Consider the following 16,736-nt stretch of genomic DNA (forward strand, 5'->3'; position numbering starts at 1 on the left):
GGCTATACCCTCACTTGATGTACCAGCCCCAAGGCTGTTCGCTGTCGTAGCGGGTGATCTGCTTGGTTTCCAGGTAGTTGTTCAGGCCCCATTCACCCAGTTCGCGGCCGATGCCACTGGTCTTGTAGCCGCCCCATGGTGCTTCAGTGAACGTCGGTTGCGAGCAATTGATCCAGACGATACCCGCGCGGAACTTACGGGCGACACGCTCGCAGCGCTCCAAGTCTTTGGACATGACCGCTGCACCCAGGCCGAAGCGCGAGTTGTTGGCGGACTTGATAGCTTCTTCCTCGGTGTCAAATGGGCGGATGCACACGACCGGGCCGAAGATCTCCTCGTTCCAGATCCAGCTATCTTCTGGGACATCAGCGAATACGGTCGGTTGCAGGTAGAAGCCTTTGTCCAGATGCGCTGGACGCTCGCCGCCGCATACAAGGCGGGCGCCTGCCTCCAGCCCGCGCGAGATGGCCTGCAAGGTGCCATCGTACTGGTTACGGTTGACCAGCGGGCCGAGCAGCACGCCTTCTTCCATGCCGTTGCCGATCTTGATCTTGCGAGTTTCCTCGGCCAGGCGCTTGAGCAGCGGCTCATAGGCCGAACGCTCGACCAGCACGCGGGAGGTGGCCGAGCAGACTTCACCTTTGTTCCAGAAGATGCCAAACATGATCCACTCGACGGCCTTCTCGATGTCGCTGTCGGCGAAGATCACGAACGGCGACTTGCCGCCCAGCTCCAGGGTCACGTTCTTGATGTCCTGGGCGGCGGCTTGCATGATGCGGCTGCCCACCGGCACGCTGCCGGTGAAGGCCAGCTTGTCCACGCCTGGGTGCGCGGTCAGCGCTGCACCGACCTTTGAACCCGGGCCGGTGACAATGTTCAGCACACCGGCCGGCAGGCCAGCTTCGTCGGCGATGCGGGCAAGCTCCAGCGCGGTCAGCGAGGTCTGTTCGGCGGGCTTGAGGATGATGCAGCAGCCTGCCGCCAGGGCAGGGGCGATCTTCCACGAAGCCATCAGCATCGGGAAGTTCCACGGCACGATGGCACCGGCAACGCCGATCGGCTCCTTCCGGGCGATCGAGCTGAAACGGTCGTCGGACAGGCTCACGTCTTTTTCGCGGTTACGATCAAGCTCTTCGGCCAGGTTGGCATAAAAGTCGAAACAGCCAGCGGTGTCGCCGATGTCCCACATGGCTTCCGGGAATGGCTTGCCGTTGTCACGTACCTCGATGGTCGCCAATTCCTCTTGCCGGGCACGGATACCGTCGGCGATCTTGCGCAGGTACTCGCCCCGCTCGGCGCCGCTCAGGCGCGGCCATGGGCCTTCATCGAAGGCGGCGCGGGCGGCTTTGACCGCAACATCGATATCTTCGGCGCAGCCGGAGGCCACGGTGGTAATCAGGCTCTCGTCACTGGGATCGAAAGATTCGAAGCTGCCACCGTTGATTGGGCTGACCCATTGGCCGTTGATGTAGAACTGGTCGTAGCGGTTCATGCAGTACCTCCGATAAGGGCGAAGCGACGGGCGCTGAATGCGGTCAGACTTTGTGCTGGTGTGCGGTGTGCTACCAGGTCGGCAACCAGGCGGCCGGTGGTGGCGCCTAGCGTCAGGCCGAGCTGGCCGTGGCCGAAGGCCATGATTACGTTGTCAAGGCGGGGGGAGCGGTCGATAACTGGCTTTGTATCTGGCAAGAACGGCCGGTAACCCACACCGAACTCCATTCCCTGGGTATTGAGCTGCGGAAGAACGCGGCGAGCCTTTTCCATGATGATTTCGGCGCGTTTGAAGTTCGGCTCGGCGCCAGGTGCGGCAAACTCGATAGTGCCGCCGATCTGTAAGCCGCGGGTCATTGGGGCAAAGCAGAAGCCGCCGTCGGCGTAGATCACCGAGTGGCGGATTTCCACCTCCGGCTGGGGCAGGACGGCCTGGTAACCGGCAATTCCTGCCAGCGGAATGTTCACCCCGAGGCTGTCGAAGAACGGGCGGGCACCTGTGCCTGCGGCGACCACTACATGGTCGGCCGGCACGCGAGTGCCGTCGGCCAGGGTTACGCCGCTAGCGCGGTCGTGGTTCTCATCAATCTTCACGGCGCTTTGGCGCAGGCGGGTGCCGCCTTGGTTGATGAAGCTTTCGGTGAGCGCAGCGATAAAGCCTTCGGTGTCGTTGACAGCGCGCCAGTCCGGGAACATCAGGCCATGCTGGAACTTGCCGGCCAATGCCGGCTCCAAGTCACCGATCGCCGCGCCATCCAGTTCTTCCGATTTGAAGCCCAGCTGCTTGCGCAGCTCCAGGTGGGGACGTTCGTGGGCCAGGCCTGCGGGCGAGTCGAATACTTCGAGGATCGGCCGGTCACCCAACAAGGTCTTGTCCGGGCAAGCTTCGAGCAACGGGGCGTAATCCTGGTAAACATGCTGGGTCAGGCGGGCCATGTCTTGGGCGATCTCATGGATCTTCGAGGAACGGGCGCAGGCCAGGAAACGCAGGAACCAAGGCAGGATGCCCGGCAGTGCACTTGGGCGCAGGGCCAGGGGGCCTTTCTGGTCCAGTAGCCAACCCGGGATCTTCATCAGAATGCCCGGCTTGGACAATGGAATGACTTCACTGACCGCCATCTGACCGCAACTCCACTTGGCGGTACTGTCGCCCGGTGCGGCGGGGTCGATGAGCGTGACCTTGTGGCCTTCGCGCTGCAAGTACAGCGCGCAGCAGACACCGACGATACCGCCGCCGATGACTACGGCGTTCTGCGATGACGATTGTGGGGTGTTCATGAGTCTGTCTCGTATCAAGAGAGGGTGCGAGGGGGCCGCATAGCGGCCCCGTGGAGCATTACTGCTGAGAAGCTTCGAACACCTTGCGGAACTCGGCTTTTTCGTCGTCGGTCAGCGGCAGCAGCGGGGCACGTGCTGGGCCGACCTTGAAGCCTGCCAGCTCGGCGCCGTACTTGACCTTCTGTACGAACTTGCCGCTTTCCAGGTTGGCCATGGCCGGGAACAGGCTGCGCATGATCTGCTGCGCGCCGCGGATATCACCACCGGTGAAGGCTTTATGGAAGGCAACGACCTTCTCCGGGAAGATGTTGGCCGGGCCGCAGATCCAGCTATCGGCGCCCCACAGGTAGAAGTCCAAAGCCTGGTCGTCGGAGCCGCAAGACAGTTGAATGCCTTTATATTTTTCACCGATTTCGATGGCACGCAACAGGTTGCCGCTGCTTTCCTTGATGCCGATCACGCGCGGGTGCTCGTGCAGCGCGGCGATGACATCCAGGCCCACTTCGACGTTGGTGCGCACCGGGTAGTTGTAGAGCACCACGTTGATTTCAGGGAAGGTCTCAAGGATGGTGTTGTAGTGGGCCAGCAGCTCTTCCTGGGAAGGCAGCGCGTAATAGGGCGGGGCGATCAGCAGGTTGGTGTAGCCGGCCTCGACGGTCTGCTTGATCTGCTCCAGCACTTCACGGGTGCACGAGCCGTTGGCACCGGCAATCAGAGTGCCGCGGTCACCGACCACTTCCTTGACAGTTGCCAGCACCTGACGGCGCTCGTCGTTGGCCAGGGCGTAGTATTCACCCGTGGAGCCCAGCGGTACGAAACCGCTCACGCCGGCCTTGAGCTGGTGCTCCAAGATGGATGCCAGGGTGTCGTGGTCGACTTTGCCGGCGGCGTCAAAAGGGGTAACCAGGGCGGGCAGGATGCCATTCAGTTTCATCAGTATCTCCAGGTGGTTATTTCAGTTGATCAAGACCGGTCAGGTCGGGTCAGTAGGCGTAGCGGCGCAGCAGGCGCCCTTCAACCACGCCGACCAGTCGGGTCAGCGGGAAGGCTACGAGGAAGTAAATGACTGCCACCGCCGAGAGGAACTCGACCGGGCGGGCAGTGCTGTTGGAAATGTTCTGGCCAACGAACATCAGGTCAGCGACACCCACCGAGGAGATCAGCGCGCTCTCCTTGAACAAGCTGACCACGTTTGACAGCAGGGGTGGCACGGCACGCAGCAGGGCTTGCGGGAAGATCACGTAGAGCACCTTGACCTTCGAGGTCAGGCCCAGCGCGGTGCAGGCATCATGCTGTTCACTGGCGATCGACTTCAGCGCGCCGCGGAAGGTCTCGCTGGTGATGGCGCCCATGAACAGCGTCAGTGCGATCAACACCGACACATACGGCGGGATGTCCAGGCCGAACACCACAGGGAAGCAGAAGAACACCCAGAACAACTGGATCAACAGCGGCGTGCCGCGGAAAAACTCTACGTAGAGAGTCAGCGGTAGGCGCAGCAGTGGGGTCTTCACCTGGCGCAGCATGCTAACCACGAAGCCCAGCAAACTGCCCAGCAGGGCACAGGCGCCGGTGAACGCCAAGGTCAGCAGCAGGCCTTTGAGCAGCACTGGCCAGTACGCCAGAACAACCGAGAAATCGAGTGGCATGGCTATCTCCTCAGCGCTGGCCGGCCAGTTCCTGACGCCGCTCGAACCACTGCACCAGTTGCGCGATTGGCAGCGACAGGGCGAAGTAGATCAACGCGATCAGGGTGTAGGTTTCCAGTGGGCGATAGGCCTCGGTGGCCAGACTTTTGCCCACATACATCAAGTCAGCTACGGCAACGATGGCGACCAGCGCACTTTGTTGCAGGGTGCCGATGCCATTGGTGATCAGCACGGGCAATGCACTACGCATGGACTGCGGCAGAATTACGTAAACGGTGCGTTGCCAGCTCTTGAGGCCAAGCGCGATCGATGCGTCGACATGTTCGCGCGGCACAGCTTGTACGCCGGCCCGGTAGGCCTCAGCGTTGAAGGCGGTGAGGTTCAGGCCCAGCGCCAGGAAGCCCATGACGATCGGGTCGATGAACACGTCGAACAACATCGGCACGCAATAGAAGAACCAGACGATCTGCAACAGAGCCGGTGTGCAGCGGAAGAACTCGATGAACAGCTGAGCTGGCCAGCGTACGAAGAACCAGCGGCTCAGCGTCATCAGGCAGAGAAGGAAGCCGCAGGTCAGACCGATGAGGTTCGAGACCAGGGCCAGTTCCAGTGTCACCTTGAGCCCGTCCAGCAGCGCCGGCAGGCTGCCGTTCAAGAAATGGAAGTCGAATTGATAGTTCATGGCAGTGCCCTCACTCGAAATGCACGACCTTTTCCAGGAACTCGCGGGTGCGAGCTTCCTTGGGCTGGGTGAAGATCTGTTCGGGATGGCCCTGCTCGACCACTTTCCCATTGGCGCAGAACACCACGCGCGTGGCGATGTGACGGGCGAAGTGCATGTCGTGGGTAACAATGATCATCGCCATCTTCTGCTCGGCCAGCTGCATCATCACGTTCTGCACTTCGATGACCATCTCCGGGTCCAGCGCCGAGGTGACTTCATCGAACAGCATCAGGCGCGGCTCAAGCATCAACGCCCGGGCGATTGCTACACGCTGCTTCTGGCCACCTGAAAGTTGGCTGGGATATGCGTGCAGCTTGCTTTCCAGGCCCAGGCGGGCGAGGTAGGCACGGGCTTTTTCGGTGGCCTCGGCTTTGCTCAATCCGTGCACCTTCACGGGGGCCAGGATCAGATTGCCGAGCACCGACAGGTGCGGGAACAGGGTGTAATGCTGAAACACCATGCCGATCTGCTTGTGCAGGGTTTCGTCGAGTGGCTTACCGTGTTTGCGGCTGCCGTCGATGTACGGTTTGCCCTGGAACTGGATGCTGCCACCCTGGATGCCCTCTAGGCCCATAAGCACACGCAGCAGTGAGCTTTTGCCGCTGCCGGACGGCCCGATGATCACCAGGCGGTCATCGGCACGCATATCCAGGTTCATGCCGTCCATGACCACCAGCTGTTCGGAATACGCTTTGCGTACACCTTGAAGCTGGATGAAAGAGCCGCCCTGAGCGAAATTCGGGTTGAGCGAAGCCTGTGGCTGCGAGGCCACCAAATGAGGACTGATCATCAGTGTCGTCTCCGCGAGGGTGCCCTTGGTCAGGCCCCTCGGCATATCGGCAGGGGTTACTGGGCTTTTTTGCCCGCAAGGATTTCGGCAGAGGCTTTGTCTACCAGCTTGTCGATCTCACCTGCCTCGCGGCGTTGGGCCAGATAAGCATCGAGTTGAGCCATATCCTCGGGGGGAGTCTGAAGGGCGAGGGCGAAAGAGACGCCCTGCTTGGCCAGTGCCGGCACTGGAAGCACTTCATTTGTCCAGTCGTTAGCCATGGCGAAGAGATGGTTGGTGTCGTTGGCGTCGGCAAGAATATCGGCACGTTTGGACATCAGTGCCATACGGGTTTCATCGGACCCTGGAAGGCGCATCAGCGTCGCGTTCTTGATCGCCGCGGAGACTGCCTTGTCCGCGGCGGTGCCGGAGATCACGGCAATCGTCACGCCGGGCTTGTCGTAGTCGGCCAGGTTGTTACCGAGGCCTGCGAACTTGGGGTTCTTTTTGTTGACCAGCAACGAGATCTGGTAGTCCGTGGCGGGCACGGAGAAGGCCACCGCTTTGGCACGCTCTGGCGTCTTATTGAGCGCCATTGCCATGTCCCATTTACCACTCTGCAAACCGGCCACCTGGTTATCCCAGCTGGTGTCAACGAACTGTGCCTTCACCTTCAGCACGTTCTCGGCGAAATCGCGGCAAAGGTCGACGAAGTAGCCGCTGTACTGACCTGAAGAGGGATCGCGCATCACGTAGGGTGCTGCTACCGCTGCGCCGCAGCGAAGGACCCCAGCCTTTTGCACGCTCTGCCATGTTTGTTCCTCGGCGTGGGCGGCGGGCTGGATCAGGAGGGTCAGCGCTGTGGTTATGCAAGCGAGGCTGCCACCGACTTTGCTGGAAAAGGACCGTGCCATGTTGAATCTCTCCGGTGATTTGTTCTTGTAGGCAGAAGAGTAAGCGGGCGAATCGTTGTTTTATGTTGAGTGCCGCATTGTGTGCAGCAGTGCATTCAGGCTATTGCGGTTGTGCGGAGTGTGTCAACACGCTGGAAATAATTTTTTGGAGCAAAGCACCCCCGCTCACGATGTTTTTGTGAGTGGGGGTGAAGGACGCGAGGGGATGATCGGGATGTTAGGCGGGCATATTGCTGAGGTGCAGTGTGTCTAGGAAACGCTCAAGGATGAGGTTCTGTCTGCGTCCTTTTCGGGTAGCGATGGCGATCTTGGAGTCGAAATACAGCCTACCAGGGTCCAGGGGCGCCATCAGCCCTTTTTCAACCCACGAAGCGGCGTAGTGGTCAGGGAGAAACCCGATATAGCTACCCGTCAGGATCAGAAACGCTATGCCTTCGCGGTCAGTGGCTGAAGCGGCAAAGTTCAGCAACTGGTGCAAGCCGATTGCCTCGGCTGTCATCCTGTAGGTTGGAACGACTGCATCGGCCAACATCAGGTCCTCGTCGCTAATGCTGGATGCCTTGGCAAACAGTGGATGCTCATGGCTGCAATACAGGTTGGATCGTTCCTCGTAGAGGAGGCTGTAGTCCAGCCCTGAGAGGGGAGAGATCAGTGGCACGGCCCCCGCATGAAGGTGCCCATCCAGCAGGCCGCGCTCGATTTCTCCAGGGGTGCTCATGCTTAGATTGATCCGGACCCCGCTGCCTTCAGCGCGAACCGCCTTGAGCGCGTGGGTGATGCGCATCTTGGGTTGCGTCACCAAGTTGTTCACGATCCCCAGATTGAGGTCGCCCCGCAGATGCTGGTGCATCTGGTTGACTTCGCTGCGGAAGCCTTCGATGGCAACCAGGACCGTTTCACTCGCTCGCAACACCTCGCGCCCTTGATCCGTCAGTGCGAAGCCGGCTCGGCCGCGCTGACAGAGCCGCATTCCCAGCCGTTTTTCAAGGTCGCCCATGTGCAGGCTGATAGCCGAGCGAGTAATGCCCAGGGCGCTCTCAGCACCGGAGAAACTGCCGCATTCGGCGACGGTCTTGAAGACTCGCAAAAGCCTTAAATCAAAATCACTGATCTGCTGTAGCGGTATTTTTTTTGTCATGCGTGAGCAATCCGATAACTGAGCGCAAGAAAATATAGATTTAACGTATGTGAGGTTCCGGCACAAGCTACGCCCATCATCCACGTTCAGGACCACTGTCATGAATCAGGCCTTGCAAGCACCGTTATCTCTGGCCAGTGGTCTCCGGCTCGAATCTCACTGGATGCCTTTCTCGTCGAACCGGAATTTCAAAAAAGACCCGCGATTCATCGTTGGCGCGAAAGGGAACTGGCTGATCGATGAGCATGGCCGTGAGGTGTTCGATAGCCTCTCAGGGCTTTGGACCTGCGGCGCTGGGCACTCCAGACAGGAAATCGCCGACGCTGTCGCGAAACAATTGGTGACCCTGGACTACTCACCGGCCTTTCAGTACGGGCATCCCCTCTCGTTCCAGCTCTCCGAGAAAATCGCCAGCCTTGCGCCGGGCAACCTCAATCACGTCTTTTTCACAGGATCGGGGTCGGAGAGTGCCGACACTTCCGTCAAGATGGCCCGAGCGTACTGGCGCCTGAAAGGTCAGCCGCAGAAAACGAAGCTGATCGGTCGCGCTCGTGGCTACCACGGCGTCAACGTGGCTGGCACTTCCCTGGGTGGCATCGGTGGCAACCGTAAGATGTTTGGCCAGTTGATGGATGTCGACCATCTGCCGCATACCTTGCAACCAGATCTTGCGTTTACCAAAGGCGCTGCTGAAACCGGTGGAGTCGCGCTCGCCGATGAGCTGTTGAAACTGATCGAACTGCATGACGCCTCGAACATTGCCGCGGTGATTGTCGAGCCGATGTCGGGGTCGGCAGGGGTGATCGTCCCACCGCAAGGTTACTTGCAGCGCCTCCGCCAGATCTGCGATCAGCACAACATCTTGCTGATTTTCGATGAAGTCATTACCGCTTTCGGTCGCATGGGCACCATGACCGGAGCAGAGTATTTCGGTGTCACACCGGACCTTATGAATGTGGCAAAACAGATCACCAATGGCGCCATTCCAATGGGCGCGGTGATCGCCTCGGGCGAAATCTATAACACCTTCATGTACCAAGCGTCTCCGGAGTACGCAGTTGAGTTCACTCACGGATACACCTATTCGGCCCATCCTGTGGCCTGCGCTGCCGGTCTAGCGACGCTGGAACTGCTTGAGAAAGAGCACCTGGTTCAACAGTCCGCGGACCTGGCACCGTATTTCGAGAAGGCCATTCATGGTCTGCGTGGGGCAAAGCACATCATCGATATCCGAAATTGCGGATTGGCTGGTGCGCTTCAGATCGCCCCTCGCGATGGCGATGCCGCTATCCGCCCATTCGAAGCAGGCATGGCGCTCTGGCGAGCTGGGTTCTATGTCCGCTTTGGCGGCGACACCCTTCAGTTCGGACCAACTTTCAATACCAAACCCCAGGAACTGGATCGTCTGTTCGATGCCGTGGGAGAAGCTCTCCAAGGCATCAACTGATCAGTCTGCGCACCCGCGCTTGCACCCATACAACAAACAAACAGCTTGGCACCAAGCTTGAGGAAAGAAGATGGCTACTATCAAGCACCTGATCCACGGTGAACACGTCGCTGACGATGCGCGCACCACTGACGTTTTCAACCCGGCCACTGGCCAGGCTATCCACAAGTTGGGTCTGGCGAGCCGCGCCACCGTGCAAAAGGCCATCGACTCGGCCCAAGCCGCCTTCCCGGCCTGGCGCAACACTCCGCCGGCCAAGCGCGCCCAGGTGATGTTCCGCTTCAAGCAACTTCTGGAGGCGAACGAGCAGCGTATTGCCCAACTGATCAGCGAAGAGCACGGCAAGACCATTGAAGATGCCATTGGTGAACTCAAGCGCGGTATCGAGAACGTCGAATTCGCCAGTGCTGCTCCCGAGATCCTCAAGGGCGAGTACAGCCGCAACGTCGGCCCAAACATCGACGCCTGGAGCGACTTGCAGCCAATCGGCGTTGTAGCCGGCATCACTCCGTTCAACTTCCCAGCCATGGTGCCACTGTGGATGTACCCACTGGCTATTGCCTGCGGTAACTGCTTCATCCTCAAACCGTCCGAGCGTGACCCAAGCTCGACTCTGCTGATCGCTGAACTGCTGCACGAAGCCGGCCTGCCAAATGGCGTGCTGAACGTGGTGCACGGTGACAAGGAAGCGGTGGACGCACTGATTGAGGCGCCTGAAGTGAAGGCCCTGAGCTTTGTCGGTTCGACCCCGATCGCCGAGTACATCTACGCTGAAGGCACCAAGCGCGGCAAGCGCGTGCAAGCCCTGGGCGGCGCCAAGAACCACGCGGTGCTGATGCCGGACGCCGAGCTGGACAACGCCGTTAGCGCGCTGATGGGCGCCGCCTACGGTTCGTGCGGCGAGCGCTGCATGGCGATCTCCGTGGCCGTGTGTGTAGGTGACCGGGTAGCTGATGCGCTGATCGCCAAGCTGGAGCCTCAGATCAAGGCACTGAAAATTGGTGCCGGCACCACCTGCGGCCTTGACATGGGCCCGCTGGTCACCGCTGCTGCGCGCGACAAAGTCGTGGGTTACATCGACGATGGCGTAGCTGCTGGTGCCAAAGTCGTCGTAGACGGTCGAGGCTTCAAGGTAGCTGGTAACGAGGACGGCTATTTCGTTGGCGGTACCTTGTTCGACCGCGTCACCCCGGAGATGCGCATCTACAAAGAAGAAATCTTCGGCCCAGTACTGTGCGTTGTGCGCGTGAACAGCCTTGAGGACGCGATCAAGCTGATCAACGATCACGAGTACGGCAACGGCACTTGCATTTTCACCCGTGACGGCGAATCGGCACGTCTGTTCTGCGACGAGATCGAAGTGGGCATGGTTGGCGTCAACGTACCGCTGCCGGTACCGGTGAGCTACCACAGCTTCGGTGGCTGGAAGCGCTCGCTGTTCGGCGACCTGCACGCTTACGGCCCGGACGGCGTGCGTTTCTATACCCGCAAGAAGGCCATCACCCAGCGCTGGCCGAAGCGCACCAGCCACGAAGCGGCGCAATTCGCGTTCCCCAGCAATAGCTGAGGACTCATGAGTTCGAGTGGCGGCGCTGTCGGCTGTTCTGACGGAGATACGCCGATGGCGCTGTCGCTCAACCTGTAGGAATCACCAGAGAGGGGCCTGATGGCCTGTCGGGCCAACCTTCTCACCCTTTGTCAAAAGCCTTGGCTGGAGACCTCGCCGCCACCACGCTGGCGGCTTTTCTTTGTCAGGCTGATCAATTAGAGGTCGCTGTGCATCATGGCAATCACCAACGAATACGTTAAAGGTCTGGACCGAGAATATGTGTTCCACTCGTGGTCGACGCAAGGTTTACTCAACCCCCTGGTGATCGCAGGCGGGGAGGGGTGCACGGTATGGGACCACGACGGTAAGCGCTACTTGGACTTCTCCAGCCAACTGGTAAATACCAACTTGGGTCATCAGCACCCCGCAGTCATCAAAGCGGTCCAAGAACAGGCCTCCACGTTGATGACCGTGGCCCCTGCGACCGCCAACCTCGCGCGAGGCGAAGCGGCCAAGCGCATCATTGAGCAAGCGCCGAAGGGCTTCAAAAAGGTGTTCTTCACCAACGGCGGCGCTGATGCCAATGAAAACGCCATGCGCATGGCGCGGCTGTTCACCGGGCGTGACAAAGTGCTGTCCGCCTACCGGTCGTACCATGGCAATACCGGCTCGGCGGTCGTCGCTACTGGTGACGCTCGTCGCGTGCCGAATGAATTTGCCCGTGGCCATGTCCACTTCTTCACCCCTTATCTATACCGCAGCGAGTTCAGCGCGCAGACCGAGGCCGAAGAGACCGCGCGTGCACTGCGTCATTTGCGCCGTGTCATCGAGGCGGAAGGTGCGAATTCGATCGCAGCCATTTTGCTGGAGAGCCTGCCAGGCACTGCCGGTATCTTGATGCCGTCCGCTGAGTACATGCAGGGTGTTCGAGCGCTGGCGACCGAGTTCGGCATCATGCTGATTCTCGACGAGGTAATGTCGGGCTTCGGCAGGACCGGCAAATGGTTCGCCCTGGAGCACTATGGTGTAGTGCCTGATCTGATCACCTTCGCCAAGGGCGTCAACTCGGGTTACGTCCCTGTGGGCGGTGTAGTGATCTCGGAGCAGATCTCCAGCTACTTCGAAACTCACTTCTTCCCAGGCGGCCTGACGTACTCCGGCCACCCACTGGCCATGGCCTCGATCGTAGCGTCCATTGACGCCATGCGCAGTGAGCGAGTAGTCGAGAATGCATTGGACATCGGCACCAACGTCTTGGGCCCGCGCCTGCGCGAGTTGCAGCAGCGTCACCCCTCGGTCGGCGAAGTCCGCGGTGCTGGCGTATTCTGGGCACTTGAACTTGTCAGCGACCAACAAAGCCGTGCCCCACTGGCCGCCGACAAGATGCAGGAAATCAAGGCCAAATTGTTGGAGCAGGGTCTGCTGCCGTTCGTGGTCGAGAACCGCATTCACGTGGTACCGCCATGCATTGTCAGCGCGGATGAAATTACGGCCGGTGTTGCCATCCTCGATGAGGTGCTTGGTTCGATTCTGGGCTGAGGCCGTAAGTTGACGGGTCGTGGTCATTGATCTCGCCAAAGCCGCCCTTAGTGGCGGCTTTTTCATGGATTTTGTAATCCGGCAGACGTACTACGATATGGCTACAGCTAAGTGCATCGGGTAGGAAATTGCTGAGCACCTAACTGCTGGTCTGATCGCTCATGGGCGGCCGTTTGCATTCCGCGCTCCCCTATATGCAGGAGACGTTACCAGTGACTTGAATTTGCTCCCCGAGTCAATCTCATGGCTAAGAGATATGGGAATAGACTCATGAGTTCGGTTTTGAGTTATTCAGCTCTATTGATTTTTTTTCAATGAGACTTCCCCAAGAAACTCCGGAGCTATGCCTACTGATAGTAAGCCTGAAATCAAAGTGCCGTGCATAAAAATGCCTTGCAGTAGGCATTTACGGTGCGATGTGTCATTAGTCAAAAAATACCGTCGGTGAGGATGCTTGGTGGAATGCAAAAGCTAATTCCAGATCCGACTCGATAACGCGGCTTCGGGATAACGGCGGGAGAGAGTCAAGAGCAAAGTAGTCCACATCTATTGTTTCATTACCACTTGAAGGATCATTGTCACCTACTTGATCGCAGAGGAAGAAAATTTTATAGAAATCGCGCACATCCTGCGTGTACTCGTGCTTGGCCTTGTGCCTGATGCTGTACAGCCTCCCTGGAGATACCTGGATTCCGGCTTCCTCCATGAATTCCTTACAGATATTTTCACCTGCTGAGAGACCCACATCCGCAAAGCCACCCGGGAGAGTCCACAAGCGATCACTTTTCTCTTTTACTAATAAGATTTTATCATCTTTGATCAATGCTCCCCGCACATCGACCTTGGGCGTGGCATATCCTTTGCCAAAGTCAGACACCAGACCCTCAATGCGAGATAACGGCACAGTAGCAAGATCAGACAACATTGTATGGGCAATCGTAGCGATCTGTTGGTATCGTTCTCGGTCAAATTCATCTTTACAGAAATGCAGGCCGGTAGATGCAAGTGCTTGAAGCTGTTTTGCGTGGCTGAGCCAGTTGTTCTCCATCGGATGCCTCCGTTCGCCAAGCTAAATTTCAAATCTACCTGACTGACGCTTCTGTGGGGTGCATTTGGTCGGATAAAGAATTGCAATGCCAAGCGATCGTTGGAGCCGATCGAGAAAACTTACGATGGACATGTTGAGGGTCACGTTCGCGATCCTAAACTCTTTATTCGTGGTTGCTTCGACAACAGGGTGAGGTGAACCAGAAGGGGACATTTCCGACTCTGAGCGACCCTGTATCAGTGAAACATAAGCCAGGCTAAGCCTGGCTTATGTTTTTTGCGTCGACGCTGTTCAGGCCGGCAGGGCCAGGCGAGCCACCTCGGCAAAGTAGTGTGCTCCGGTGACAAGAATCTCGTCGTTAAAATCGTAGGAGGCATTGTGCAGAGGCGTAGCCCCTTTTTGCCCGCCTGCGCCATTGCCAATAAAGACGAAGTTGCCAGGTATCCGCTGAATGAACGCGCCAAAATCTTCCGAGATCATCATCGGCATGACATCGCCATCCACTGCTGACTCGCCCACTGTATTACGCGCCGCTGCAACGGCCAATGCGGTTTGCTCAGGCCAGTTCACTGTAGGTGCAAACTCATGGGTGTACTCGAACGTGCAGGTAGCGCCGTGTGCGGCGCATGTACCCAGGCATAATTCGCGCATGCGAGTTTCCAGTAGGGCTTGTACGCTTGGGGCGTAACTGCGGGTGTCACCCTTGATGACCACATGAGTGGGAATTGCGTTGCGAATGCCGTCGGTTGTGAATTCGGTGCAGGACACAACGGCGGACAAGCTGGGATCCACGTTGCGCGCAACCACTGTTTGCAACGCCAGTACGATCTGCGCCCCGATAACCAGAGGGTCGATTCCCATGTGCGGGCGAGCAGCATGAGTCCCTTGTCCGTGGATTCGGATGATGAAGTTGTCCTCGCTGGCCATGATTCCGCCCACTCGGGTTGCGATGTGACCGGCAGGCATGCCTGGCATGTTATGGGCGCCGTAGAGAGCGTCGACGGGAAAGCGCTCGAACAGCCCGTCTGCCATCATGGCTTTGGCGCCACAGCCGTGTTCCTCCGCTGGCTGGAAGATGAAGCGCACAGTGCCATTGAAATTGCGACGTTGGCATAATAGTTCTGCCGCCCCCAAGATCATGGCCATGTGGCCGTCATGCCCGCAAGCATGCATCTTGCCGCTGATGCAGGATGCATGATTGAGATGAAGCGCTTGTTCGGTAATGTTTAGAGCGTCCATGTCGGCTCGAAGGCCGATGCAGCCGTCACCGTCGCCGACGCGCAGGCTGGCGACAAGCCCGGTACCGCCAATGCCTTGGAAGACTTGCAGGCCGAAGCTCTCAAGGATGTGAGCGACCCGGACTGCGGTGTCGAACTCCTCGAAGCCTATTTCGGGGTGGCGATGGAAAGCATGACGCCAGGATCTGAGGCGCTGCTCGAAAGTTGCGTCAAAGGTCATCGTGACAAATCCTGGTCATTGGGAAAGGGGAGGGTGTGCTGCTGTGGTAACGGGAAGCAGCTCAGTCGCATCTGCGGGATGATCTGTCCGATGCCACACCACGCTCTCTGCAAGGTAAGGTGTGTGATATCCACTGCGTACACCCAGCATGTAGAAGGCAAGCGCAACGCCAGCAACGACCAGCATGTCCCAGCCTTCGGCGAGCAGCCCGATGCCCCCAAACGCCTCGCTACCGATGTAGGAAACAAGTGCCATGCAAGGTAGATAGCCGATCAGCCACCCTGCGGCGGCTAACTCCCTGCCGAATCCTTTCCAGCCTTGTTTGGCTTGGTAATAGAAGAACAGCGGCAGGGCCCCGACAACCAGCAAGATCACTTGGCCCGTCAGCGGCCAGCGCGCCCAGTACAGGACGAGCGAAGCACACACGAATGCGAATGGTGCAATGAACTGCATGCCCTTGAGGCGCAATGGTCGAGGTACATCGGGTGCAGTCACGCGCAGCGACATCAGGCTCACAGGGCCTGTCAGGAAGGAGATGATGACGGCAACCGAGATTACGGCCGCCAAGGTTCCCCAGCCGCGGAAGAAGAAAAGGAAGATGAAAGAGACCGCCAGGTTGAACCACATGGCCGGACGAGGGACCCCATAGAGCGGGTGGAGGTTGCCGAACACCTTGGGCATGGTGTTGTTTCGCTCCATGGCGTAGATCATCCGCGCCGTGGTGGCGGTATAGATCGAGCCTGTCCCGGAAGGGCTGACGAAGGCATCGAGGTACAGCAGCATGGCTAGCCAGTTCAAGTTCAATGCCAGTGCGAGCTGCGCCAGTGGCGAGTCGAAATTCAAGCTATGCCAGCCAGTGGCGATGCTTTGTGGGCTGACTGCTCCGATAAACGCGACCTGTAGCAACACATAGACCACCAAGGCAATGAGCACTGAGCCAATCAACGCGAAGGGGATGCTTTTGCCAGGGTTGCGTGCCTCACCGGCCAAACTCACTGGGCTCTGGAAACCGTTGAAGCTGAATACGATGCCGCTGGCTGCGACGGCGGTGAAGACTGCCGACCAACCGTAAGGGGCGAAGCTTGAAGCTGTACCGTCGCCAAAATTCTCGGTATTGAAGCTCGCCCAGATCAGAGTCACACCGGTCAAAGCCGGTACTACCAACTTGAAGGTGGTGATAGCAGTGTTGGTCTTGACGAACAGCTTCACCCCCCAGTAGTTGAGGGCAAAATAAACCAGTACGAGTGCGGCACTCGCCCACAGGCCGTGGGTAGTCAGTTCCCCGTTGGTGACCATGGATTGGGCCCACGGGTAGGGCCATGAGGCCATGTACTGCACCGAGGCGATGGCCTCGATTGGAATGACCGAAACGATGGAAATCCAGTTTGCCCAGGCTGCCAGGAAACCGGTCAGTGAACCATGGGAGTAACGGGCATAGCGCACCATGCCGCCTGACTCGGGGAACATGGCGCCCATCTCGGCATAGGTCAAGGCGATAGCCAGCACGACCACTGCACCGATAACCCAAGCCAGGATGGCGGCAGGCCCCGCGATTGCTGAGGCATGCCAAGCACCGAAAAGCCAGCCGGAGCCGATGATAGAGCCCAGGCCCGTAAGCATGAGTGACCACGGCCCTATATTGCGAGCGGTTTTTTGCATGATGAACTCCACTGTTATTTTTGTCTGGAGCAGCCCGTCCGAGGTGTGCAGGCGCACACCTCAGCGGGATCAG

General features: G+C 58.7%; 14 protein-coding genes. 3 read left to right on the forward strand and 11 right to left on the reverse strand.

What is annotated here, in order from left to right:
- Nucleotides 1-10: 10 nt before the first annotated feature.
- The 8 genes from ACZ6YA_RS02250 to ACZ6YA_RS02285 all read right to left on the reverse strand — a co-directional run bounded on the left by ACZ6YA_RS02250 (nucleotide 11) and on the right by ACZ6YA_RS02285 (nucleotide 7,963).
- Nucleotides 11-1,492 (reverse strand): aldehyde dehydrogenase family protein, encoded by a 1,482-nt coding sequence (locus tag ACZ6YA_RS02250; RefSeq protein WP_465895132.1) that lies wholly within the window; start codon nucleotides 1,490-1,492, stop codon nucleotides 11-13.
- Nucleotides 1,489-2,769 (reverse strand): NAD(P)/FAD-dependent oxidoreductase, encoded by a 1,281-nt coding sequence (locus tag ACZ6YA_RS02255; protein WP_465895133.1) that lies wholly within the window; start codon nucleotides 2,767-2,769, stop codon nucleotides 1,489-1,491. The genes ACZ6YA_RS02250 and ACZ6YA_RS02255 overlap by 4 nt, the downstream gene beginning before the upstream one ends.
- Nucleotides 2,770-2,827: 58 nt before the next feature.
- Entirely contained in the window at nucleotides 2,828-3,703 is an 876-nt protein-coding gene (locus ACZ6YA_RS02260; protein WP_400794539.1) for a dihydrodipicolinate synthase family protein, read from the reverse strand.
- A gap of 49 nt (nucleotides 3,704-3,752) precedes the next feature.
- On the reverse strand, nucleotides 3,753-4,418 hold the full coding sequence (locus tag ACZ6YA_RS02265) for an amino acid ABC transporter permease (RefSeq protein ID WP_100851659.1): 666 nt from the start codon (nucleotides 4,416-4,418) through the stop codon (nucleotides 3,753-3,755).
- Between the two features lie 10 nt (nucleotides 4,419-4,428).
- Nucleotides 4,429-5,100, reverse strand: a complete 672-nt coding sequence (locus tag ACZ6YA_RS02270) for an amino acid ABC transporter permease (protein ID WP_465895135.1) — start codon at nucleotides 5,098-5,100, stop codon at nucleotides 4,429-4,431.
- A gap of 10 nt (nucleotides 5,101-5,110) precedes the next feature.
- Nucleotides 5,111-5,932 carry an amino acid ABC transporter ATP-binding protein gene (locus ACZ6YA_RS02275; RefSeq protein ID WP_465895136.1) on the reverse strand — a complete coding sequence of 274 codons (822 nt, stop codon included), beginning with the start codon at nucleotides 5,930-5,932 and terminating at the stop codon, nucleotides 5,111-5,113.
- Nucleotides 5,933-5,988: 56 nt separating this feature from the next.
- A complete protein-coding gene (locus ACZ6YA_RS02280; protein ID WP_465895137.1) occupies nucleotides 5,989-6,825 on the reverse strand; it encodes a transporter substrate-binding domain-containing protein in 837 nt (278 codons plus the stop codon).
- 217 nt (nucleotides 6,826-7,042) lie between these two features.
- Nucleotides 7,043-7,963, reverse strand: coding sequence for a LysR family transcriptional regulator (locus tag ACZ6YA_RS02285; protein WP_465895139.1), 921 nt, complete (start codon nucleotides 7,961-7,963; stop codon nucleotides 7,043-7,045).
- Between the two features lie 100 nt (nucleotides 7,964-8,063).
- Here ACZ6YA_RS02285 and aptA point away from each other — a divergent pair, with 100 nt between their 5' ends.
- From aptA to ACZ6YA_RS02300, 3 genes are all read left to right on the forward strand, one after another.
- Nucleotides 8,064-9,410: an omega-aminotransferase AptA gene (gene aptA / locus ACZ6YA_RS02290; protein ID WP_465895140.1), complete on the forward strand. Its 1,347-nt coding sequence runs from the start codon at nucleotides 8,064-8,066 to the stop codon at nucleotides 9,408-9,410.
- A 70-nt stretch (nucleotides 9,411-9,480) separates the two neighbouring features.
- Nucleotides 9,481-10,977 (forward strand): CoA-acylating methylmalonate-semialdehyde dehydrogenase, encoded by a 1,497-nt coding sequence (locus tag ACZ6YA_RS02295; RefSeq protein ID WP_465895141.1) that lies wholly within the window; start codon nucleotides 9,481-9,483, stop codon nucleotides 10,975-10,977.
- Nucleotides 10,978-11,193: 216 nt separating this feature from the next.
- Nucleotides 11,194-12,498, forward strand: coding sequence for an aminotransferase class III-fold pyridoxal phosphate-dependent enzyme (locus tag ACZ6YA_RS02300; protein WP_465895142.1), 1,305 nt, complete (start codon nucleotides 11,194-11,196; stop codon nucleotides 12,496-12,498).
- Nucleotides 12,499-12,922: 424 nt separating this feature from the next.
- Here the strand turns inward: ACZ6YA_RS02300 and ACZ6YA_RS02305 are convergent, their stop codons facing one another.
- The 3 genes from ACZ6YA_RS02305 to ACZ6YA_RS02315 all read right to left on the reverse strand — a co-directional run bounded on the left by ACZ6YA_RS02305 (nucleotide 12,923) and on the right by ACZ6YA_RS02315 (nucleotide 16,720).
- The gene (locus ACZ6YA_RS02305) at nucleotides 12,923-13,546 is read right to left on the reverse strand and encodes an NUDIX hydrolase (RefSeq protein ID WP_465895144.1); all 624 of its coding nucleotides are present in this window, start codon (nucleotides 13,544-13,546) and stop codon (nucleotides 12,923-12,925) included.
- Nucleotides 13,547-13,837: 291 nt separating this feature from the next.
- Nucleotides 13,838-15,004 (reverse strand): M20 aminoacylase family protein, encoded by a 1,167-nt coding sequence (locus ACZ6YA_RS02310; protein WP_465895146.1) that lies wholly within the window; start codon nucleotides 15,002-15,004, stop codon nucleotides 13,838-13,840.
- A 15-nt stretch (nucleotides 15,005-15,019) separates the two neighbouring features.
- A complete protein-coding gene (locus ACZ6YA_RS02315) occupies nucleotides 15,020-16,720 on the reverse strand; it encodes an APC family permease (protein WP_465895147.1) in 1,701 nt (566 codons plus the stop codon).
- Nucleotides 16,721-16,736 lie beyond the last annotated feature (16 nt).

The organism is Pseudomonas sp. NPDC090752, assembly GCF_055584805.1.